The following is a 20566-nucleotide window of genomic DNA, read 5'->3' as shown; positions in this document are numbered from 1 at the left end:
AAATGATTAAATTATTACGTGTTGATCACCGTTTAGTTCACGGTCAGGTCGTTGTTTCATGGTTTGAAAATGTTGGCGCTAATACTATTTTAGTTGCCAATGATGCTGTAGCGAGTGATGAACTTCGTAAATCAGCAATTCGATTAGCTAAACCAGAAAACGCAAAATTAGTAATGAAGTCTGTTGATGACAGTATTGAAGCAATTAACTCGGGCGTAACGGATAAATATCAAATGCTAATCGTCGTTGAATCCGTTGCAGATGCAGAAAAATTAATCCGAGGTACGCAAGGAAAAATAACTAGTCTTAACCTAGGAGGAACTAAACCTCGTGATGGAACTAAGAATTACTCTAAAACGATCAATTTAACAGAATTAGAAGCAGATCTATTAGCTGGATTACAACAAGATGGTGTTGAAGTTTACATACAACAAATACCAAATGAATCTAAGCAAAAATTTGAAAAATAGACAAAAAGGAACACAAAATGAGTATTGTTATTACAGCAATTATTTTGGCCTTGATTGCTATGTTAGCTAATGGTGAATACTTTTTAGGTTCATCAATGTTATCAAGACCTCTCGTTACCTGTACTTTAGCAGGATTAGTAATGGGAGATATCACCCAAGGTATTATTATTGGTGCAACCTTAGAATTAGCCTTTGTTGGTTCATTTTCCATTGGAGCATCTATCCCGCCAGAAATTATATCAGGGAGTGTACTCGGAACGGCTTTTGCAATTGGAGCCGGTAAAAGTACGGCTGTTGCTCTAACTTTAGGTATTCCTATTGCTTCTCTGGTACTAATTGTTAAAAACTTATGTTTCTTATTTATTTTACCTTTCTTTGTTCATAAAGCAGATAAGTATGCGAGTGAAGGAAACGGTAAAGGGGTTGATAGGATGAATATCTTCGGTGGTTTCTTTTCCATCAACCTCCCAATTGGATTAGTGGTCGGACTTTCTTATCTATTTGGTAGTGAAGCAATTAAAGGCTTGCTTGAAGTTATTCCAGATTTTGTCATTAATGGTTTAGGAATCGCAACAGGCTTATTACCTGCATTTGGTTTTGCTATGTTAATGAAAATTATGATCAAAAAAACCAATGCAACATTCTTTATTCTTGGTTTTGCTGTAGCAGTATATATGAAAGTACCTGTCACTGGTGTTGCTATTTTTGGCGCATGTATGGCGTTAATTCTTACTGGTTATTCTTCATTTACCGGAAAAAAATTAACAACCTCAGACAATCAAGAAGTTAATAATCATTCAGGCAATGCTTTAGTAGGACAGGAGATCGACTATGAAAATGAAGAATTCTAAACTTTTAACTAAAAATGATTTAATGCGAACCTTTTGGCGTTCTTTTACTGCGGAGTGGTCATGGAATTATGAACGACAAATGAATTTAGGTTATTCTTTTGCGATCCGTCCCGCTTTAGAAAAAATTTATAGTCAAAAACCAGAACAATTAACTAGCGCTTATCAAAGACATTTAGAATTTTATAACGTTACACCTTGGCTAGTTACTTTCCCGTTAGGTATTTCCATTGCTATGGAAGAGCAAAATGCCCTGAATGATGATTTTGATGAAAGTTCAATTAATGATGTCAAAGTTGCATTAATGGGACCATTAAGTGGTTTGGGTGATTCATTTTTCTGGGGAACCTTACGAGTTATTGCCACAGGTATTGGTACTTCATTAGCAATGCAAGGCAATATTTTAGGACCACTTCTGTTTCTATTAATTTTCAATATTCCTGCTATTTTAGCTCGTTATTATGGTCTATTCGTTGGTTATAACATTGGTGCATCTTTTATTGAAAAAGTTCAAAAGACGGGTTTGATGGATAAATTATCTTATGGGGCTTCTATCTTGGGGCTATCGGTTGTTGGGGCCATGGTGGCGACGATGGTGACACTCAATATGCCATTAACAATAGGTTCTGGCGATGATGCCACATCATTACAGGATATTTTTAATGGTATTGTGCCACAAATATTACCTTTGTTATTTACCTTATTTATCTTTTTATTAGATAAAAAAGGCCTTAAAGCACCTTGGATTTTATTACTGATAGCTTGTATCGGTATTTTTGGCGCTTGGAGTGGATTATTAGGATAATAAGGGGAAAAAATGAAAAGTATCGCTGATTATGTTGCATTAGAGCCTGAATATTATCAGAACATCTTGGATGATTATCAAACACTGTTCACCCAACATATTGACTTAAGTAAAATTAAACAACTTGACTCAATTGTCATATTTGCAACAGGTTCAAGTTCTAATGCAGCTTATGGTGCAAGATCTTTAATGAGTAAAATCTTAAAGATACCTGTTTATATTGAGGATCCATCAATCGCTGCTAATTATTTACATTACAGTGATCCTAATACTTTGTATTTTGCTATTTCACAAGGTGGGGAAAGTTATTCAACGATTCATTTAGTTGAAGAATTTATAAAAAATAACCAAACCATCTATACGCTCACCAGCAATCCCAATAGCCCACTGTATAAAATTAGTAATCATGTGTTATCTATGGGAATTCCAGTTGAAGAAATGCCTTATGTAAGTGCCGGTTATAGCGTAACCATTCTTGATTTAATATTGATTTCCTTAGTGATTGCTCAAAAAAAGGGGAGTTTGAATGATCAACAATTTAATAGTTATCTGGATCAACTTCAGAAAGTAACTCATTTACTTCCTAAAGTCATTGAACAATCCCAAATGTGGGTCAATCAATATCAACATCAGTTTTATCACGCTAAAAGAGTAATATTTATTGGTTATGGTGCAACCTACGGAGTTGCCAGAGAAGGCGAAACAAAATTTACCGAAACCGTACGTAATACCGCTTTTGGTAAGGAACTCGAAGAATACATGCATGGCCCATATTTAGGATTACATGAGGATGATCATATCGTGTTTCTTGAACCCCACGGTCAGTTAGCTCAACGAGCGAACTTACTGAAAGTTTTTTTAGACAAATATGTTAAAAATGTCTCAACTATTTATGCCAATAATAGTAACAATCTTAAAGAAGAGGACTTGTGCCTTAATGTCGATATAGATGAATTATATGCATCATTGTTTATGACTGTCCCTATTCATCTATTAAGTTACCAAGTTTCAAGATTAAAAGGTCATAACCTTGAAAAATCAACCTATCCAGAATTTGATGAAATAACTAGCTCGAAAATTAAGAGGATCTAAAAATGAGAAAATATGATGAAAAGAAAGAATTGGACAGCATGAATGGTGCTTTAGCATTAAGACCACAAATTAATGAATTTATCGATAAAATCCACGAGCGTGGTTATAGCAATGTTTGTTGGTTAGGTATTGGTGGTACTTATGCATCATCAATGCAAGCGGTTGTCCATATGAAAGAAAAAACAGCCATTGAAACTTTCGTTCAACATGCTGCTGAATATTTAGTCACAGGCAACAAACGTATCACTAAAGACACATTGATTATTATTTCTTCTGTAACAGGTACAACACAAGAAGTTGTTGCTGCTATTGATAAAATTAAAAAAGAAGTTGGTTCAACTGTATTCGCTTTCATGGATAAAGCAGATACTCCATTAGGAAATATGTCAGATCATGTAGTTGTTTACCCAATGAATGAACAATTAAAATTCTTTATGACAGCGGATCGTTTAATGTTTTTAGCAGGTGAATTCCCTGATTATGATGAGTTTTATCAAGAAATGGATCAACATTTTGCCAAAAATATCGTTGCTGTTGCGAAAAAAGCCGATAAATTTGGTCAAGAAGTTGCTGAAAAACACCATAACGACTCAATGCACTATTTTGTTGGTGCGGGTAATCAATGGGGTGCAACGTACTCTCATGCCATGTGTTATTGGGAAGAACAACATTGGTTACGCTCAAAATCAATTGAATCAGCAGAATTTTTCCATGGTACGTTAGAAGTTATCGACCGTGACACTGCAGTCACTGTTTATGTTGGTGAAGATACTCAGCGCCCATTAAGTGAAAGAGTGGCTAAATTCTTACCTCAGATCTGTGGTAATTACACCATTATCGATACCAAAGATTATGAGTTACCAGGCATATCAGAAAAATATCGTGGAAACCTTTCACCATTTGTTTTCCGTGCTATTAATAACCGTATTGATGCTTATGTTGAACATTTAAATCGTCATCCAATGTCAATCCGTCGTTATTATCGTTGTTTAGATTACTAAAATAGGAACTTAAATCGATGATTTCTGTATTAGTCAGTACACATGGTTCAACAGCGAAAGGTTTAATTGAAACAACTGAAATGATTTGTGGTAAACAATCTCAGTGTGAAGCAGTTTCGTTTGCAATGGGACAATCAACAGATGATTTTCAACAACAACTGCAACAAAAGCTAGAAGAGTTACAAGGTTTTGGCTCAGAAATTGTATGTTTTGTTGATTTAAAAGGTGGGACACCATTTAATACTTTAGTTAGATTGATGGCTGATTTTCCTAATATAGAAATAGTCACTGGTGTAAATGTCCCCATGTTGTTAGAAACTTTTATGCAACGTGATGAAGTAAATCTGCCAACATTGTTACCCGATATTATACAAGCCGGAACTCAAGGTATTGAGCGGTATAATATGGCCTCAATGAGTGTAGATGAATCAAGTGATGAAGATTTCTAAAATCGACAACTCGCCAAACTTAAATAAGCCCGAATTATCGGGCTTTTTTTATCAAAATAAATTATTTAAATAGCAATAATAATCTATAAGTATTGGTAAATTGTGAGTCAATACGAATAAATAATAATAACCGTTTGATATATCATGATATAAATGATAGAAATAGGTGATTATTTAAGCTTCATTTTTTATAAATATGATAAAGGGAAACGGTAATGTTCTTATTCAAAAAATATTTTTATATCATTATCATCTTTTTATCATTAATGAATTGCATTAGTTGTGTATCTAAAAACTCTTATTCATCAGTCGACAACTATGGTTGGATGGAAACCGATCAAGCACGAACCAATGAATGGTTATTAACAAAGTCACATGAAACCCAAAAAATACTTAATGCTCTACCTTGGAAAGCTTCTGTAGTAAAACGATTTAATACCTTAACAGCCTATGATTCCCAACCAGTCATATGGAATATTCAATATGTTGGCGATAATTGCTTTTACCTAAAAGAAACGGAGAACCATCCTTATAACCGTTTGTTTGTTAAAGATCGTCTGGGCAAAGAAAAATTATTAGTCGATCCGCCAGTAGGATATGGTATATATAATTTCTACCCATCAAATGATGGTAAGTATGTTGCTTATGCTATTTCTGAAAATGGCTCTGAAATTTCAGCTATCAATGTGATTAATGTAAAAACTAGAGCACACCTACCCGATAGCATATCCGGCATTACTATGCCAAATTTAGTATGAACGCAGAATAATTCATCTTTTTTCTATCATCGTAATGATCTTGCTGATTCTGATAATCGAAAGTCAGGAACGGAAGAACTTTATCTTCATCGTTTAGGCACCAATATTGAAAAGGATTTGGCTATTTTTGGCAAAGCCAATATTGTGAATTATCAAGCTAATACTGACCAATATACCTACTTATCTCTATCTGCCAATTGGGCAGTTGCTTCAGTGGAATCTTCAATATCCGGTGATACCATAGATTTGTATTTAACCGACTCTACTTCTCTTAATTTGGAAAACAAACATTGGAAAAAGATCATCGATAGAAAACAAAATGTAACGAATTTTTTGGTGCGAGGTAATTGGCTTTACTTGGCTAAATATAACAACTTTTCAGGTTATACCATTTCTCGATTAAACCTTGATAATATCCATTCGCGAGAAGAAAAAATAATAGAATGGAAAAAAGGGGAATTGACGGAGTTTACAGCAAGCAAAGATGCTATTTATCTTGCTTATTATGAATCTGGAACATCTAAATTTGTTACTATTCCTTTCGCCGATATACATACTATCAAATCCATTCCGATTACTAATGGTAATGAGGTAACGGCTATTTTTTCTAGTTCAGATCACAAAGAGATTTTATTTACCCAACAAAATTGGAATATACCACCAAAAATATGGCAATATGATCCTGATAGTCAGTTAATTGAAGATTCTAAAATAATAAAGACTGATGCATCACTATTTGCAGATTATGAATCAGAGCAAAAATGGGTTAAATCCAATGATGGCGAACTCATTCCACTTACCCTTATTCATCGAAAAGGAATCAAACTTGATGGCAATAATCCAACTTGGTTAACGGTTTATGGAGCTTATGGCGAAAGTAATTATCCTAATAATTATGATACCACCCGTTTAATTTGGCTTGAGAAAGGTGGAATTATTGCTATTGCCCACGTTCGTGGTGGTGGAGAACTCGGACCTAAATGGCATCATGATGGAAAAGGAAAAAATAAAATAAATTCAGTCAATGATTTTATCAAATGCGCAAAATACCTTATTGATCATCGTTACACAAATTCATCCAAGCTAGTCATTAGTGGCGCCAGTGCTGGTGGCATTGTAATTGACATTGCATTAGCAACACATCCGGAACTTTTTGCCGCCGCATCAATCACCTCAGGTATGTTGAATATGAGCCGTTTAGATCAAATACCAATTGGTAGTGTAAATTTTCCGGAATTTGGTTCACCTTTTAATAAGCAGGAATTTAATAATCTGCAAACAATCGATGCTTATCTTAATCTACGTGAAGATGTTAACTACCCACCAGTTATGCTTTCGGTCGGATTGAAAGATGAGCGTGTATTTCCTTGGCAGAGTGCAAAATTTTCAGCTCGACTTAATGAGATTAATCACACCTCTTTAGACGAACAGGTCTTGGTAATTGCTAATGAAGATGCTGGCCATTTTGTTAATAATTTTGTCAATATAGTGGTGTTTTTTATGTGGAAAACCAATATTACTGACTAGCTTATGATGTGCTAATTTTTGTATAACATTCAGTTTTGTCTATAAAATTATATATAACACCACGTTATCATATCCGCTACTACAAAAATAATTCTTATCTTACTTGTTTTATTACAATATTTTGTTTTAATAGTAGATAATCTTTACCTATAACATCTACTTATTGGAAATAAACTATGAAAAATGTTGGTTTTGTCGGTTGGCGAGGAATGGTTGGTTCTGTTCTTATGCAACGAATGGTTGAAGAACATGATTTTGATTATATCAACCCTGTTTTCTTTTCTACATCACAAGCTGGTCAAGCTGCGCCTACTTTTGGCGGTAAAACAGGAACATTGCAAAGTGCAGATAATATTGATGCGTTAAAAGCATTAGATATTATTGTGACCTGCCAAGGTGGTGATTACACGTCTGAAATTTATAAAAAATTACGTGCAACAGGCTGGCAAGGTTACTGGATTGATGCCGCATCAACTCTACGAATGGAAGATGATGCTATTATTGTTCTTGATCCTGTAAATAAAGCTAACATCCATGCCGCTTTAGACAAAGGAATAAAGACCTTTGTTGGTGGTAACTGTACGGTAAGTTTGATGTTAATGTCACTCGGTGGATTGTTCGCAGAAAATTTAGTTGATTGGATATCTGTTTCTACTTACCAAGCGGCTTCTGGTGGTGGTGCTCGTCATATGCGCGAGTTATTAACACAAATGGGAATGCTTAATGCTGAAGTAGCTAAAGAACTACAGGATCCTAATTCTTCTATCTTAGATATAGAACGCAAAGTTACCCAAAAAATGCGAGATGGTAGCTTACCAACGGATAATTTTGGTGTTCCATTAGCTGGTAGTTTAATTCCTTGGATCGATAAAGCTTTAGATAATGGTCAAAGTAGAGAAGAATGGAAAGGTCAAGCTGAAACGAATAAAATTTTAGGTACTAGCGAAATTATCCCTGTTGATGGACTTTGTGTGCGTATCGGTGCATTACGCTGTCATAGCCAATCATTCACAATTAAGTTGAAAAAAGACATCAGTGTTCCAGAAGTTGAAAAATTACTTGCTGCGCATAACGATTGGGTTAAAGTTGTTCCAAATGATCGTGAACTTTCAATGCGAGAACTCACTCCTGCTGCTGTTACAGGTACATTAACTACACCTGTTGGACGTTTACGCAAACTTAATATGGGTAAAGACTATTTATCTGCCTTTACTGTTGGCGATCAGTTATTATGGGGTGCAGCCGAACCATTAAGAAGAATGCTTCGTATCTTAGCTTAATCAACAAAAAAGCCCGGTTAACGGGCTTTTTTATGCTATAAATATATTATGCTGGCATATTATTTTCTAGCAATATCATTAATAATGAACCATTAAATAAAGCTTGTTGCACCAATGCAAATGCACCAATTGCCGAACGGTCATTGAGTGATGAACAATTGATAGTAAGATTTTTTCTTAACTCTTCTAAGCTTTGTGCATTTAACGCGCAGTTTACCGCATTTAACAATATTTCTGATGATTTAGTTAATTCACCCGCTAACACGATTTGTTGTGGATTAAAGATATTGACCATAATAGCAACTGCACGACCTAGATTTTCACCCGCATCTTTGATTAACTTGATGGAAAGTTCATCACCTTGATTTGCATAATGACAAATATTAGCAATACTGCATTCATCCAGAGATAATTGAGTTGGGTAGCCTTGTTCAATCATCTGTTTGGCTCGATGCTCAATCGCATTATTAACCACTCGATTTTCTAAACAACCAAAATTGCCACAATGGCAGCGTTCACCTAACGCATCGACTTGAATATGACCAACTTCACATGCACTTTGATTATGATTAGTTAGTAATTGTTGATTAATAATAACACCAGAACCGACTCCTCGATGGACACGTATTAAAATAGAATCATCCACATTCTGTGTCGTACCAAAATAGCTTTCAGCCAATGCCAAACTTTGAATATCATTACCTAAAAAAATTGAAACATTAAATTGTTTTTGTAACTCTTCAGCTAATGGCCATTCTTTAACTTGAATGTGAGGCATATAACGAATCATACCATGTAAAGAATCAATCAATCCAGGAAGTACGACTGATATAGCAATAAGATTTTTTATTCTTTTATTATTTTCTTGAATAAATTGCTCAATTAATTTAATCAGATATTTTTGCGCAAGCTCCTGCGTAAAATGCGTTAATGGATATACATTCGATGCTAAACAGCGACCACCAATATCATAAAGTTCAATTGTTACATGTGAACGACTGAGCTGAACAGCAATAGTCTGATAATTGTTAAATTTAGCTTCAATTGAAACAGCAGGACGCCCTCCCGTTGACTGTTGTGCATCAACTTCTCTAATCAATTTTTTTTTAATCAGTTGGCGAGTAATCTTAGTAATGCTGGCTGGTGCTAAATGGCTGATTTCAGCTAATTGAATACGAGAAATAGGAGCATGCTGAACGATCAAACGATAAATCATGGCATAATTTAATTGTTTGATCAGATCAGCATTTCCAACTAAGTTTAGATAATTAAAGGTCATACGATATCTCAATATTTCATTAATTATCTTACATTCTAGCCGTTGATCTCTCCATTAACAACCGTTTTAGTAACAGTAAAGTTACGATCAAAGATAACTAAGTTGGCTATTTTACCTTCACTAACGCTACCAAGGGTTTTATCAACACCGATTGCTTTCGCTGGATAAAGGGTTGCCATTCTTAATGCTTCGTCCAATGCAATACCAACATATTCGACTGCATTTTTTACTGCATCAATCATGGTTAAAGCTGAACCGCCTAATGTACCTTTTTCATCTACACAACGACCATCTTTATAATAAATGGTTTTACCTGCAAATACCGCTGATGTTAAATTTGACCCAGCCAGCAACATAGCATCAGTAATTAATATCAAGTGATCTTGTTTGATTTTATGGCTGTTTCGGATATTTGCCCAGCTAACATGTTGTCCATCGGCAATAATACCAACATAAACGTCAGGTTCATCATAAATTGCACCAACTACACCTGGTTCGCGCCCAGTAATATATGGCATAGCATTAAATAAATGTGTACCTAAACGAATACCAGCATTAAAACCTCGACGGCAATCATCATAATGACCGTTGGAGTGCCCAACTGAAACATGAATACCAGCACTAACCAGTTGTTTAATAAAATGAGCTTCAACTTTTTCTGGTGCTAAAGTAATAATTTTAATCACATCGGCATTATCACAAAGGAAGTCGATCATTTCTTGAGATGGTAGACGGATGATATTTTCATCATGGATACCTTTCTTCTCAGGATTGATATAAGGCCCTTCAAGATGTAAACCCAGTGCTTGGTTAGGATGTTTAACTAAGTATTCACGCATCACTTTTACCGCTTTTATCATAAATTCATCTGTTGATGTGATTAAAGTCGGTAAATAGCTAGTACACCCATAAGCAAGATTAGTCTCTTGCATTTTTTCTAATGTTTCAACGCTTAACGCATCAAGTGTTTCATTAAATTGCACACCACCACAACCATTTACTTGGATATCAATAAACCCAGGCGCAACAATAGCACCTTGTAAATCTTCAATAGTGATATTTGCAGATAGTTCGTCTTGTTTACAGATCTTAGCAATCTTATCGCCGTCGATAATAACGGCGTGATTTTCAAGAATTTCATAACCTGTATAGATACGACAATTTGTTAATGCGTACATTGGTTTATCCTTTATAAAACGGTCACTTTTAGATTATCAGCTTCCATTTGTTTAAAATATTTTAAGGTTTTTACTTTAAGATCATCAGTACTTGGCTCATCACAAACAATAAGCGATGCTGGATGCATTTGTAATGCAGTCACAGTCCAAAGATGATTAACCGAACCTTCAACTCCTGCTTGCAGTGCTAAACTCTTATTATGACCACAAACTAATAAAATGACTTCTTGTGCATCCATTAAAGTTGCAACACCAATAGTCAATGCATGTTTTGGCACTTGGTTAACATCATTATTAAAAAAACGGGAGTTAGCAATTCGTGTATCTTCGGTTAATGTTTTAATGCGAGTACGAGAGCAAAGCGAAGAGCCTGGTTCGTTAAAGGCAATATGTCCATCTTGCCCAACACCGCCAACAAACACATTGATCTTACCATAACTTTTAATTTTTTCTTCATACTGACGACATTCTTCGTCAATATCTGCTGCATTACCATTTAATATATGGATGTTGTTTTTATCAATATCAATATGATTAAAGAAATTTTCATACATAAATGTGTGATAACTTTCAGGATGATCCTCTGGAAGTCCTACATATTCATCCATATTAAACGTAACCACATGTTTAAAACTTACCTTGCCTGCTTGATATTGTTTAATAAGTTGTTCATACATGACCAATGGTGAACTTCCTGTTGGTAATCCCAAAACAAACGGACGATCAGCTGTCGGTTTGAAATCATTGATTTTTTTTACAATGCGCTGCGCCACCCAGGCCCCAACTTCTTGTGCATTTTGTAAAGGAATAAGCCTCATGCGATAATACCTCTTTTGATATAATTAAATAACTTTTTTTTATAAATAAAATATGTTGACTGTATTTTACTATATTAACCAAATTAATCAAAAAAAATCGTGACATAAATCACATAAAATGCATAATTAATTTGCGAAGTAAAATAATATAAGGTGAAATAGGATCGATCGTTTACTACTATTTGAAAATGTATAATAAAAGATCATTTTTAAATATAGTTTTAATAAATATATGAGGTTAAACTAATGGGAATTTTAGCTTATATGCAACGTATTGGGCGCTCGCTTATGGTGCCAGTTGCTGTATTGCCTGCTGCTGCAATACTTATAGGAATAGGGAATTGGATTAATGGTATGCCATGGGGCTCCGGTAGCATTGTTGCAACATTTTTAACTCAATCTGGTGGTGCTATTATCGGTAATATGGCAATATTGTTTGCAATTGGTGTGGCTTACGGTATGTCTAAAGACAAAGATGGCGCGGCAGCGTTATCGGGATTAGTCGGATTTTTAATTATTACCACACTTTTATCAACTAAGTCATATGCCCTTTTTAATGGGATTGATATTGAACAAGCTGGTTGGGAAAAATTAGTACCACTTGCATATGACAAAATTAATAATCAATTTATTGGGATATTAGTTGGGGTTATTTCTGCGGAAATTTACAATCGATTTAATTCGGTCGAATTACATAAAACGTTAGCTTTTTTCAGTGGTAAACGTTTAGTCCCGATTATTGTATCTATTGTAATGCTCTTGGTTTCCTTTATTTTATATTTTATCTGGCCAATGGTTTTTAGTATTTTGACTTCATTTGGTGAACAAATCAAAGATTTAGGTTCAGCTGGAGCAGGTATTTATGGTTTCTTTAACCGTCTACTAATTCCTGTTGGTTTACACCATGCGCTAAATTCAGTATTTTGGTTTGACGTAGCAGGTATTAATGATATTGGTAATTTCTTGCAACCGGAAAAAAGTCTTGCGGCGGGTACGGCAACGATAGGGATTACTGGCCGTTATCAAGCAGGTTTCTTCCCAATTATGATGTTTGGTTTACCTGGCGCAGCATTAGCTATGTATCATACAGCGAAAAAAGGGAATAAAGATAAAACGGCTTCAATTATGTTAGCAGCTTCTTTCGCCGCTTTCTTTACTGGTATTACTGAACCGTTAGAATTTGCCTTTATGTTTGTAGCGCCAGTGCTTTATTTAATTCATGCTATTTTAACTGGTATTTCTCTATTTATTGCTGCAACTATGCAATGGATATCTGGATTTGCATTCAGTGCTGGTTTAATCGACATGTTACTGCAATCAGGCAACCCATTAGCTGTTCATTGGTACATGCTAATCCTTCAAGGTTTAGTGTTCTTTGTTGTTTACTATGTAGTTTTCCGTTTTGTGATTGTTAAATTCAATTTAAAAACACCTGGACGTGAGGATGATGATAGTGCGGACACCACAGTAGAAGAAACACAACAAAAAGCAACAACAAGTGATTTATCAACACTTGCTCTGCAATATTTAGCAATCGTTGGTGGTAAAGAAAATCTAACCAATATTGATTCTTGTATCACACGTTTACGTTTAAGTGTAAAAGACACAGATCTAATTGATGAACAAGCGGCAAAAGCTCTTGGCGCTATGGCAGTAATTAAATTAGGGAAAACAGGTGTACAAATTGTAGTTGGTCAGCAAGCAGAAAAAATCGCCAATCATATGAAAGAATTAGTATAGTAAAAAGTTAATAAAATTATATTAATAAAATAATCCACAATATTTATACAGTATAAAAAATAGCGTGGATTATTTATTTTGCCTCATCCAATCTCATAAAAATTACGTTAATCCTAATCCATTAGCTGTCTCTTTTTATAAATCTTGTTTGTAAAAAAGTTTCAGATTATCTATACGTTTCAGTATAAAAATTAGAATGTTAAGATTACATCTTGGATATTTAATAATTGGTTTAATGATTGGTTATTAATAACTTTACAAGCAATATTCTGCGTTACCTTAGCAAGGTTTCGTGTATTAAGTGAAGATTCGCATACATAAACATCTTCAATATCATAAAGTTCAAGCATATTAAATGTCGCAATATAATCACGCATTAAAATGTGTTCTGGAGATTGATTAGGCAACAGATGGAATACACCATCATCAATAAAAAAAACAGAAATATGATTAAATGCGGATGCAGCTAAGGCTATATCCAATGCTTCTCGACCTTTAGCACTGCCATGAGGTGGTGAACTAATAATAATTGCGACTTTTTTCATTTACCAGCCTTAATACTAAAATTTTAATACTAAAATTGAATAGTTCGATCTGTTTCTGCAATAGATGCACTTAATTCACCAAGCCCAGTTAACTGATAACAATCAGCAAGATTCGTTTCAATAACACCTCGTCTTTGAGCGGCAGCGACACAAATAGTTAACGTTAAACAATACTCTTTTGCCAACGCCTGCCATGCCGATACTAAATCAAATTCATCACTAGCGGGATCGGTAAACTTATTACCATTATAGATACCATCTGCATAAAAAAAGATATTTTTAATTGTATGGGAAGTTTTGGATAGCAAAGTTTGTGCAAATTGATAGGCACAATAAGCAGATTGGGTCCCATATGCGGGACCCATAACAACAAGTGTATAACTTAATGAATCAGTCAAAATTAGTCAGCTAAATCTTATTTAGCACTATTGTTGTTTTTATTTTGATCAGATGTTGATTGTTCAGTTTTATCATTGTTATCACCATCAATACCAAGTAATTCAACTTCAAAGACTAATGTTGATGCTGGTTGAATACCTGCTTTATCATCTTGACCAGGAAAACTTTGATCACCATATGCTAAATCTGGTGGTACCACAAGTTTGATTTTACCGCCCACACCAACTAATTGAATTCCTTCAGTCCAACCTTTAATTACCGCATTAAGAGGGAAAGTTGCAGTTTCACCTCGGTCATAAGAACTGTCGAATTTACGACCATCTGTTAAAGTGCCTGTGTAATGAACAATAACGGTGTCATCAGCTTTTGGATGGCGATCTGAACCTTCATTGATGATTTGATAAAGTAATCCAGATTTCGTTTGTTTAACACCTTCTTGTTTAGCAAATTCTTCCCGGAATTTATCACCAGCAGCAGTATTTTCCGTTTTTTCTTTTTCAAAACGAGCTTTACTTTCTTCTTGAATTCGTTTACCAAATGCTTCTAAAACATCTTTGACTTCATCTTTTGAAAGTTGAGAAGCATCACGGAATGTTTCATTAAAACCACTAATTAGATATTCTTTATCTGGACTAATTTCATTTTGCTCCAAATTTGTTGCCATGTATGAAGCAAATGAAGAGCCTAATGCATAAGCTTCTTTTTGTGCATCAGTTGATATGGTCACTTTATTGGTACTGGCGTTGTTATCGGTTGTATTTTTTTTATCATCACACCCAACCAATGCTAATACGATTGCACTACTTACTAATGTCATTTTAATCAATGATTTCATACTACCTCTCCGAGTTAGAAACTTTTATAGCTCAATTTTACTATTTGAATTATTATAAATGATTTAATGTAAGATAATATAGTTTTTACAAATCATTTATGTAAATAAATTATAATAACATAGCATAAGAAGATTCATATAAAAGAAAAGTACTATTCAAATCATTCTTGAGTGAAAGCCACATCCTCAGTTATAATAGGTGCAATTTATAGCAAATAATATAAAGGATAGCTATTTTGACTACCGAACTTAATACCCTTGATATTGAAGAAATCATCAGTTTATTGCCTCATCGTTATCCATTTTTGATGGTTGATCGTGTACTTAGCTATGAAAAAGGCAAAACATTAAAAGCCATTAAAAATGTCACTTTTAATGAACCATTTTTCCAAGGCCACTTTCCAAATAAACCGATTTTTCCTGGCGTTTTAATTCTAGAAGCGATGGCTCAAGCAACTGGAATTTTAGCTTTCAAAAGTATTGAAGAGTTATCTCCGGGACAACTTTATTATTTTGCGTCAATTGATAAAGCTCGCTTTAAACGCCCTGTAGTGCCTGGTGATCAACTCGTATTAGACGTTGAATATATTAAAGAACGTCGTGGTATTGCATTGTTCCATGGTGTTGCAACCGTTGATGGTAATCTGGTTTGTGAAGCCGAAATGATGTGTGCACGTAAATAATATTGATTTTGAAATATCCCAAAAGTATTAAGGAAATGCTATGTCAACGGAAATACATCCAAGTTCAGTAATAGAAAAAGGGGCTAAGATTGGCAATAATGTCAAAATTGGGCCTTTTTGCTTTGTTGGTGAAAATGTTGAAATTGGTGATGGGACTTTTTTAAAATCACATGTAGTCATCAATGGTCACACTAAAATTGGTAAAGATAATCAAATTTATCAATTTGCTTCAATTGGTGAAGTTAACCAAGATTTAAAATATCGTGGTGAACCAACGCGCACAGAAATCGGCGATCGCAACATGATTCGCGAAAGCGTAACCATTCACCGTGGCACCGTGCAAGGTGGTGAATTAACGCGTATTGGCAGTGATAATCTATTTATGATTAATGCGCATGTTGCTCATGATTGTGTTATTGGTGATCACTGTATTTTAGCTAATAATGCAACTTTAGGCGGACATGTCCAATTAGACGATTATGTAATTATCGGTGGCATGACAGCCGTACATCAATTTTGTGTTATTGGTTCACATGTTATGGTGGGTGGGTGCTCTGGAGTTGCTCAAGATGTACCACCTTATGTTATTGCCCAAGGTAATCATGCAACGCCTCACGGTGTAAATTATGAAGGTTTAAAACGCCGTGGATTTAGTAAAGAGGCTTTGCAAGCGATTCGCAATAGTTATAAAGTTCTTTATCGAAATGGCTTAACATTAGACGATGCCAAAGTAGAGATTGAAACCATAGCGAAACAGTATCCTGAAGTCCAATTATTTATTGATTTCTTTTCACGTTCAACACGTGGCATCATCCGTAAATGATAAATAAACCATTAACCATTGCGTTAGTCGCAGGGGAAACCTCGGGCGACATTCTTGGTGTTGGTTTAATTCGTGCACTCAAAAATCATTATCCCAATATTGAGTTTATCGGTATTGCTGGGCCAAAAATGCAAGCTGAAGGCTGTAAAGCTTGGTATGAAATGGATGAACTTTCGGTTATGGGCATCGTAGAGGTGTTAGGTCGATTACGTCGTATTTTAGCTATTCGTCGCGACATCACTAAACGCCTCATTGAGTTAAAACCTGATATTTTTATTGGTATCGACGCCCCTGATTTTAATCTTTCGTTAGAAGGCAAACTTAAACAAGCAGGCATTAAAACCATTCACTATGTGAGTCCTTCGGTTTGGGCGTGGAAGCAAAAACGAGTATTTAAAATTAAACGCAATACTAATCTTATTTTAGCGTTTTTACCTTTTGAAAAAGCGTTTTATGATAAGTTCGATGTTCCTTGCCGTTTTATTGGACATAAAATGGCAGATGATATCCCACTAAATCCAGATCAAAAAGCAATGCGTCAGCAATTAGGTATCCCTCTTGATTGTCTTTGTTTGGCCTTATTGCCTGGTAGCCGTCACGCAGAAGTCTCTTTACTGTCAGAACCATTTCTAAAAGCCGCACAATTATTACGCCAGCGTTACCCTGATTTGCATATTGTGGTACCGTTAGTTAATACCAAAAGACGTAAAGAGTTTGAACAAATCAAAGCTCAAATCGCCCCTAATCTTGAAGTGCAGCTATTAGATGGTCAAGCCCGTGAAGCGATGATTTCAAGCAATGCCACTATCTTGGCATCTGGCACAGCAGCATTAGAGTGTATGTTAGCCAAATGCCCAATGGTAGTAGGATATAAAATGAAAGCCTTTACTTTTTGGTTAGCTAAAAAAATAATCAAAACGCCTTATGTTTCTTTACCCAATATTTTAGCGGGAAAAGAACTTGTACCCGAACTATTACAACAAGATTGCACACCAGAAAATATCGCCAATCATATTATCCCTTTTTTAGAAGGAGATAATACCGAAGTTAAAAATACCTTTCTCACTTTACATAAACAAATTCGTTGTAATGCTGATGAACAAGCTGCACAAGCAGTATTAGATGTTTTAAAGGATTAGCGTTTTAAAAATACGCTGTTAGAGGATTTATATCGTTGTTAGAATTTACTTACCCTGATGCTACATTAATAGCGGGTGTCGATGAAGTTGGAAGAGGACCGCTATGTGGCGATGTTGTTACTGCAGCAGTTATTTTAGATCCAACTAAACCTATCGTTGGTTTAACCGACTCAAAGAAACTTACTGAAAAAAAACGTGAACAGTTATTTGAAGTGATAAAAGACAATGCATTAGCTTGGTGTGTCGCCAGAGCATCGGTGGATGAAATTGATGAGCTAAATATTTTACATGCTACTATGCTGGCGATGCAGCGAGCAGTATCTGGCTTAAAAATCAAACCCAATTATGTCTTAGTTGATGGCAATCGTTGCCCCAATTTTGGCATTCAAACCCAATCCGTTGTTAAAGGTGATCTATTAGTGGCAGAAATCAGTGCTGCATCGATTTTAGCTAAAGTCACACGAGATCGCGAGATGGTCGAGTTAGATAAACTTTATCCCCAATATGGTCTTGCTAAACATAAAGGTTACCCAACCAAAGATCATTTAATTGCAATAGAAAAACATGGCATTAACCATTTATATCGTAAAAGCTTTGCACCAATAAAAAAATTACTACAATGCTAAAGTCAACTACCAGCGCTTATCAACAGTGATTAATAGTGGTGAATTAAACATCGCAACAGGTGAAATTACAGTTTCTTGATAAGGTATCTTATTACCATAGCGTTCTTTTAATTTTTGTTTAACCGCTGGTGATGACAGATTAAAATCTTTAATGGTTTGTAATTGACCAATTTTCAGTTTAAGTCCCCGATTATAAATTTTCCAAACTAATTCTGAACAATAAATATAGTTATCATCCCAACCAAACCAAATATCGTAAGGTTTGTTTTCAAATGTTTTGGCGACCTGTTTTAAATTGGTAATTTCTTTTTGTGATAACGTATGATCTTTTAAACGTTTTATCACATATTTTTTATTTTTTCCGCGATTTATCCAATTATCTAAAGGTGTATAAACCACTTTACTTGCTGCTTCAAAAACATAAGGTTTGCCATTTTTAGTAAAAATGATACCCATATGACTATAAGGCGACTTAGTTGCCTGCTCAACGGCTTTACTTTGGTTTGATTGAGAAGATTGGAAAATAATATCACCATCTTGTGGTTGATAATTTGCTAAAGCTGTATAGCTAGCGAAAAGTAAACCAAAAATGAAAATAAAACGCATTAACCACTACCTATAAAATCGAATCAATTAAAGTAGTAGTATAATCTAATAAAGCTACTTAAAAAACTTTTAAGTAGCTGTTATTTTAATAATTAATTACGATTACAAAAAATGGAAGTCGATTTGGTTTTGTACATAAATTTACTAGCACGAGCAAAACGAATCGTTTTAAAGATACCCAATAAACTGGCTTGATGCATTCGATACAATAATCGATGAATAATTAATGCAAACCAACCTTTAACACTCATTTCACTCTTTCCAGCTATTTTGACCACACCTTGTGCAGTATCATGTAAAGAAATGATTGTTCCATTATCGGTATATTTAAATGATTTCAATGGATTGTTATTTAGTATATTGATAATATTTTCATAACATATTTTTGCCATTTGATGTGCAGCTTGAGCGGTAGGTGGTGAGGCATGACCATTCTCTTGCATTGCGTAAGCACAATCACCAATAACAAAAATACTGTCATCACGGGAAGTTTGCAATGTCGGTTTTACCACCAATTGATTGGAACGACTAGACTCTAAGCCTGAAATTTCTTTTAAATAATCAGGTGCTTTAACACCCGCAGTCCAAATCATAATATCAGCTTTGATGATACCGCCATCTTTTGGATAAAATCCATCATTTTCCGCTTTTGTAATCATGGTTTTTGTTAATACATGAATACCTTGTTTTTCAAGCGTTTTAGTAATACTTATCGCTGTTTTTTCTGGCAAAGCAGGTAAAATACGATCAGTTGCTTCAATAACTGACACATCTAGAAGATCCGAACACATTTTGTTACGACCACAGGCGCCAAATTTTTCTACCATATTTGGTAATTCAGAAGCTAATTCAACACCGGTTGCTCCACCACCAACGATTGCAATTCGGATTTTATCTTCATCAGTGCTTTGATGATCATCAATGATTGAACAAAAACTAGTGAATTTATTGATCAAGGTTTCTCGCAAACGAATAGCCGCATTTTGATCATCTAAGAAGATACAATGTTCTTTAACACCAGGTGTACCAAAATCGTTAGAGGTACTACCAATGGCAATAACCAGAATATTGTAATCAATAGAAATAGATTCATCATTATGGTTGATAACCGTAATTCGCTTGCTATCTCGATCAAGATCGGTAAATGTACCTTGGGTAAACTCAAAATTATGCTGTTGACCTTGAGATGCATAATAAATATTATCAACTTGCTCATCAAGGACACCCGTTGCTACTTCATGTAATAATGGTTTCCATAAATGATAACTATTTTTATCAACTAAGGTAATTTGAGCTTTGTCCGTTTTGCCTAATTTATCACCTAGATCAGTAGCGAGCTCTAAACCGCCAGCACCACCACCTATAATAATTATTTTTTGCATAATTAAAGCCTTATTAATTTAATTAAAAATATCTTACTAAATAAGTAGGTTTTTATCTATTTCTTTTGACTGATGATATTCATAAATAAAATCTATTAAAATGGTGGTTTAGAATTATTGAAATTTATTTAAGGGTGAAATAGAATGTAAACAATCAAGTTATAAATTATTCCATGTAATCTTTATTTTGGTTTAAAAATATAGCTTTGTTTGTTTAAGTAAAACACTATATCGTGTGATATAGTAATCATTAATGACGTATGTTAATTCTTGATTGCGTACA

The 20566-nt window shown here is 34.6% G+C and carries 21 protein-coding genes and 1 pseudogene; 14 read left to right on the top strand and 8 right to left on the bottom strand.

The features are described 5' to 3' along the window. Positions 1 to 2 precede the first annotated feature (2 nt). The 9 genes and pseudogenes from AC5LW9_RS01615 (at position 3) to asd (ending at position 8230) form a co-directional block, all read left to right on the top strand. Entirely contained in the window at positions 3 to 470 is a 468-nt protein-coding gene (locus AC5LW9_RS01615) for a PTS sugar transporter subunit IIB (RefSeq protein ID WP_086308201.1), read from the top strand. Positions 471 to 487: 17 nt separating this feature from the next. Further along, positions 488 to 1321, top strand: a complete 834-nt coding sequence (locus AC5LW9_RS01610; protein WP_086325894.1) for a PTS mannose/fructose/sorbose/N-acetylgalactosamine transporter subunit IIC — start codon at positions 488 to 490, stop codon at positions 1319 to 1321. Then, positions 1302 to 2123 (top strand): PTS system mannose/fructose/sorbose family transporter subunit IID, encoded by an 822-nt coding sequence (locus AC5LW9_RS01605; RefSeq protein ID WP_493456190.1) that lies wholly within the window; start codon positions 1302 to 1304, stop codon positions 2121 to 2123. Before AC5LW9_RS01610 ends, AC5LW9_RS01605 begins: the two co-directional genes overlap by 20 nt. A 12-nt stretch (positions 2124 to 2135) precedes the next feature. Then, positions 2136 to 3215, top strand: a complete 1080-nt coding sequence (locus AC5LW9_RS01600; RefSeq protein ID WP_493456189.1) for an SIS domain-containing protein — start codon at positions 2136 to 2138, stop codon at positions 3213 to 3215. Positions 3216 to 3217: 2 nt separating this feature from the next. Next, positions 3218 to 4216 (top strand): SIS domain-containing protein, encoded by a 999-nt coding sequence (locus AC5LW9_RS01595; protein ID WP_065738079.1) that lies wholly within the window; start codon positions 3218 to 3220, stop codon positions 4214 to 4216. A gap of 17 nt (positions 4217 to 4233) precedes the next feature. Continuing rightward, positions 4234 to 4665, top strand: coding sequence for a PTS sugar transporter subunit IIA (locus AC5LW9_RS01590; protein ID WP_065738080.1), 432 nt, complete (start codon positions 4234 to 4236; stop codon positions 4663 to 4665). 215 nt (positions 4666 to 4880) lie between these two features. Continuing rightward, positions 4881 to 6056: pseudogene (locus tag AC5LW9_RS01585) on the top strand (prolyl oligopeptidase family protein); the annotation flags it as partial. Further along, positions 6051 to 6950: a prolyl oligopeptidase family serine peptidase gene (locus AC5LW9_RS01580; RefSeq protein ID WP_493456583.1), complete on the top strand. Its 900-nt coding sequence runs from the start codon at positions 6051 to 6053 to the stop codon at positions 6948 to 6950. The pseudogene AC5LW9_RS01585 and the gene AC5LW9_RS01580, both read left to right, overlap by 6 nt. Positions 6951 to 7126: 176 nt before the next feature. Continuing rightward, positions 7127 to 8230: an aspartate-semialdehyde dehydrogenase gene (gene asd / locus AC5LW9_RS01575; protein ID WP_025316790.1), complete on the top strand. Its 1104-nt coding sequence runs from the start codon at positions 7127 to 7129 to the stop codon at positions 8228 to 8230. A 46-nt stretch (positions 8231 to 8276) separates the two neighbouring features. Here asd and AC5LW9_RS01570 read toward each other — a convergent pair whose 3' ends face one another. Genes AC5LW9_RS01570 through nagB form a run of 3 tightly spaced genes read right to left on the bottom strand, consistent with a single transcriptional unit; the run spans position 8277 to position 11505 of the window. Then, a complete protein-coding gene (locus AC5LW9_RS01570; RefSeq protein WP_493456188.1) occupies positions 8277 to 9509 on the bottom strand; it encodes an ROK family protein in 1233 nt (410 codons plus the stop codon). A 35-nt stretch (positions 9510 to 9544) separates the two neighbouring features. Further along, positions 9545 to 10687: an N-acetylglucosamine-6-phosphate deacetylase gene (gene nagA / locus AC5LW9_RS01565; RefSeq protein WP_493456187.1), complete on the bottom strand. Its 1143-nt coding sequence runs from the start codon at positions 10685 to 10687 to the stop codon at positions 9545 to 9547. Between the two features lie 11 nt (positions 10688 to 10698). After that, the gene (gene nagB, locus AC5LW9_RS01560; protein WP_198227365.1) at positions 10699 to 11505 is read right to left on the bottom strand and encodes a glucosamine-6-phosphate deaminase; all 807 of its coding nucleotides are present in this window, start codon (positions 11503 to 11505) and stop codon (positions 10699 to 10701) included. A gap of 246 nt (positions 11506 to 11751) precedes the next feature. Between nagB and nagE the strand changes: the two genes are divergently transcribed. Further along, on the top strand, positions 11752 to 13245 hold the full coding sequence (gene nagE, locus AC5LW9_RS01555) for an N-acetylglucosamine-specific PTS transporter subunit IIBC (RefSeq protein ID WP_493456186.1): 1494 nt from the start codon (positions 11752 to 11754) through the stop codon (positions 13243 to 13245). 191 nt (positions 13246 to 13436) lie between these two features. Here nagE and tusC read toward each other — a convergent pair whose 3' ends face one another. Genes tusC through fkpA form a run of 3 tightly spaced genes read right to left on the bottom strand, consistent with a single transcriptional unit; the run spans position 13437 to position 15024 of the window. Beyond that, on the bottom strand, positions 13437 to 13790 hold the full coding sequence (gene tusC, locus AC5LW9_RS01550; protein ID WP_198227369.1) for a sulfurtransferase complex subunit TusC: 354 nt from the start codon (positions 13788 to 13790) through the stop codon (positions 13437 to 13439). Between the two features lie 29 nt (positions 13791 to 13819). Next, positions 13820 to 14155 (bottom strand): sulfurtransferase complex subunit TusD, encoded by a 336-nt coding sequence (gene tusD / locus AC5LW9_RS01545; protein ID WP_493456582.1) that lies wholly within the window; start codon positions 14153 to 14155, stop codon positions 13820 to 13822. 50 nt (positions 14156 to 14205) lie between these two features. Beyond that, entirely contained in the window at positions 14206 to 15024 is an 819-nt protein-coding gene (fkpA, locus tag AC5LW9_RS01540; protein ID WP_198227371.1) for an FKBP-type peptidyl-prolyl cis-trans isomerase, read from the bottom strand. Positions 15025 to 15260: 236 nt separating this feature from the next. Here fkpA and fabZ point away from each other — a divergent pair, with 236 nt between their 5' ends. Genes fabZ through rnhB form a run of 4 tightly spaced genes read left to right on the top strand, consistent with a single transcriptional unit; the run spans position 15261 to position 18295 of the window. Beyond that, complete coding sequence (fabZ, locus tag AC5LW9_RS01535) at positions 15261 to 15707, top strand: 3-hydroxyacyl-ACP dehydratase FabZ (RefSeq protein WP_086325882.1); 447 nt, start codon at positions 15261 to 15263, stop codon at positions 15705 to 15707. A gap of 40 nt (positions 15708 to 15747) precedes the next feature. Beyond that, the gene (gene lpxA, locus AC5LW9_RS01530; protein ID WP_493456185.1) at positions 15748 to 16530 is read left to right on the top strand and encodes an acyl-ACP--UDP-N-acetylglucosamine O-acyltransferase; all 783 of its coding nucleotides are present in this window, start codon (positions 15748 to 15750) and stop codon (positions 16528 to 16530) included. Further along, positions 16527 to 17669: a lipid-A-disaccharide synthase gene (gene lpxB / locus AC5LW9_RS01525; RefSeq protein ID WP_493456184.1), complete on the top strand. Its 1143-nt coding sequence runs from the start codon at positions 16527 to 16529 to the stop codon at positions 17667 to 17669. Before lpxA ends, lpxB begins: the two co-directional genes overlap by 4 nt. Before the next feature lie 35 nt (positions 17670 to 17704). Further along, complete coding sequence (gene rnhB, locus AC5LW9_RS01520) at positions 17705 to 18295, top strand: ribonuclease HII (protein ID WP_198227379.1); 591 nt, start codon at positions 17705 to 17707, stop codon at positions 18293 to 18295. A 6-nt stretch (positions 18296 to 18301) separates the two neighbouring features. On the opposite strand, the gene AC5LW9_RS01515 is transcribed toward rnhB, so the two are convergent. Then, on the bottom strand, positions 18302 to 18901 hold the full coding sequence (locus AC5LW9_RS01515; protein ID WP_198227381.1) for a YiiX family permuted papain-like enzyme: 600 nt from the start codon (positions 18899 to 18901) through the stop codon (positions 18302 to 18304). 92 nt (positions 18902 to 18993) lie between these two features. After that, positions 18994 to 20283 carry an NAD(P)/FAD-dependent oxidoreductase gene (locus tag AC5LW9_RS01510; RefSeq protein ID WP_198227383.1) on the bottom strand — a complete coding sequence of 430 codons (1290 nt, stop codon included), beginning with the start codon at positions 20281 to 20283 and terminating at the stop codon, positions 18994 to 18996. Between the last annotated feature and the right edge of the window lie 283 nt (positions 20284 to 20566).

It is taken from the genome of Gilliamella sp. LMG 34360, from assembly GCF_984568995.1.
The sequence above is the reverse complement of the archived record's forward strand: the minus strand, read 5'-3'. Positions and strand labels throughout refer to the sequence as shown.

Bases quoted from the DNA above. Each gene is read 5' to 3' on its own strand.
- AC5LW9_RS01615 (WP_086308201.1), top strand. From the start codon at position 3: ATGATTAAATTATTACGTGTTGATCACCGTTTAGTTCACGGTCAGGTC.
- AC5LW9_RS01610 (WP_086325894.1), top strand. From the start codon at position 488: ATGAGTATTGTTATTACAGCAATTATTTTGGCCTTGATTGCTATGTTA.
- AC5LW9_RS01605 (WP_493456190.1), top strand. From the start codon at position 1,302: ATGAAAATGAAGAATTCTAAACTTTTAACTAAAAATGATTTAATGCGA.
- AC5LW9_RS01600 (WP_493456189.1), top strand. From the start codon at position 2,136: ATGAAAAGTATCGCTGATTATGTTGCATTAGAGCCTGAATATTATCAG.
- AC5LW9_RS01595 (WP_065738079.1), top strand. From the start codon at position 3,218: ATGAGAAAATATGATGAAAAGAAAGAATTGGACAGCATGAATGGTGCT.
- AC5LW9_RS01590 (WP_065738080.1), top strand. From the start codon at position 4,234: ATGATTTCTGTATTAGTCAGTACACATGGTTCAACAGCGAAAGGTTTA.
- asd (WP_025316790.1), top strand. From the start codon at position 7,127: ATGAAAAATGTTGGTTTTGTCGGTTGGCGAGGAATGGTTGGTTCTGTT.
- AC5LW9_RS01570 (WP_493456188.1), bottom strand. From the start codon at position 9,509: ATGACCTTTAATTATCTAAACTTAGTTGGAAATGCTGATCTGATCAAA.
- nagA (WP_493456187.1), bottom strand. From the start codon at position 10,687: ATGTACGCATTAACAAATTGTCGTATCTATACAGGTTATGAAATTCTT.
- nagB (WP_198227365.1), bottom strand. From the start codon at position 11,505: ATGAGGCTTATTCCTTTACAAAATGCACAAGAAGTTGGGGCCTGGGTG.
- nagE (WP_493456186.1), top strand. From the start codon at position 11,752: ATGGGAATTTTAGCTTATATGCAACGTATTGGGCGCTCGCTTATGGTG.
- tusC (WP_198227369.1), bottom strand. From the start codon at position 13,790: ATGAAAAAAGTCGCAATTATTATTAGTTCACCACCTCATGGCAGTGCT.
- tusD (WP_493456582.1), bottom strand. From the start codon at position 14,155: ATGGGTCCCGCATATGGGACCCAATCTGCTTATTGTGCCTATCAATTT.
- fkpA (WP_198227371.1), bottom strand. From the start codon at position 15,024: ATGAAATCATTGATTAAAATGACATTAGTAAGTAGTGCAATCGTATTA.
- lpxA (WP_493456185.1), top strand. From the start codon at position 15,748: ATGTCAACGGAAATACATCCAAGTTCAGTAATAGAAAAAGGGGCTAAG.
- lpxB (WP_493456184.1), top strand. From the start codon at position 16,527: ATGATAAATAAACCATTAACCATTGCGTTAGTCGCAGGGGAAACCTCG.
- AC5LW9_RS01515 (WP_198227381.1), bottom strand. From the start codon at position 18,901: ATGCGTTTTATTTTCATTTTTGGTTTACTTTTCGCTAGCTATACAGCT.
- AC5LW9_RS01510 (WP_198227383.1), bottom strand. From the start codon at position 20,283: ATGCAAAAAATAATTATTATAGGTGGTGGTGCTGGCGGTTTAGAGCTC.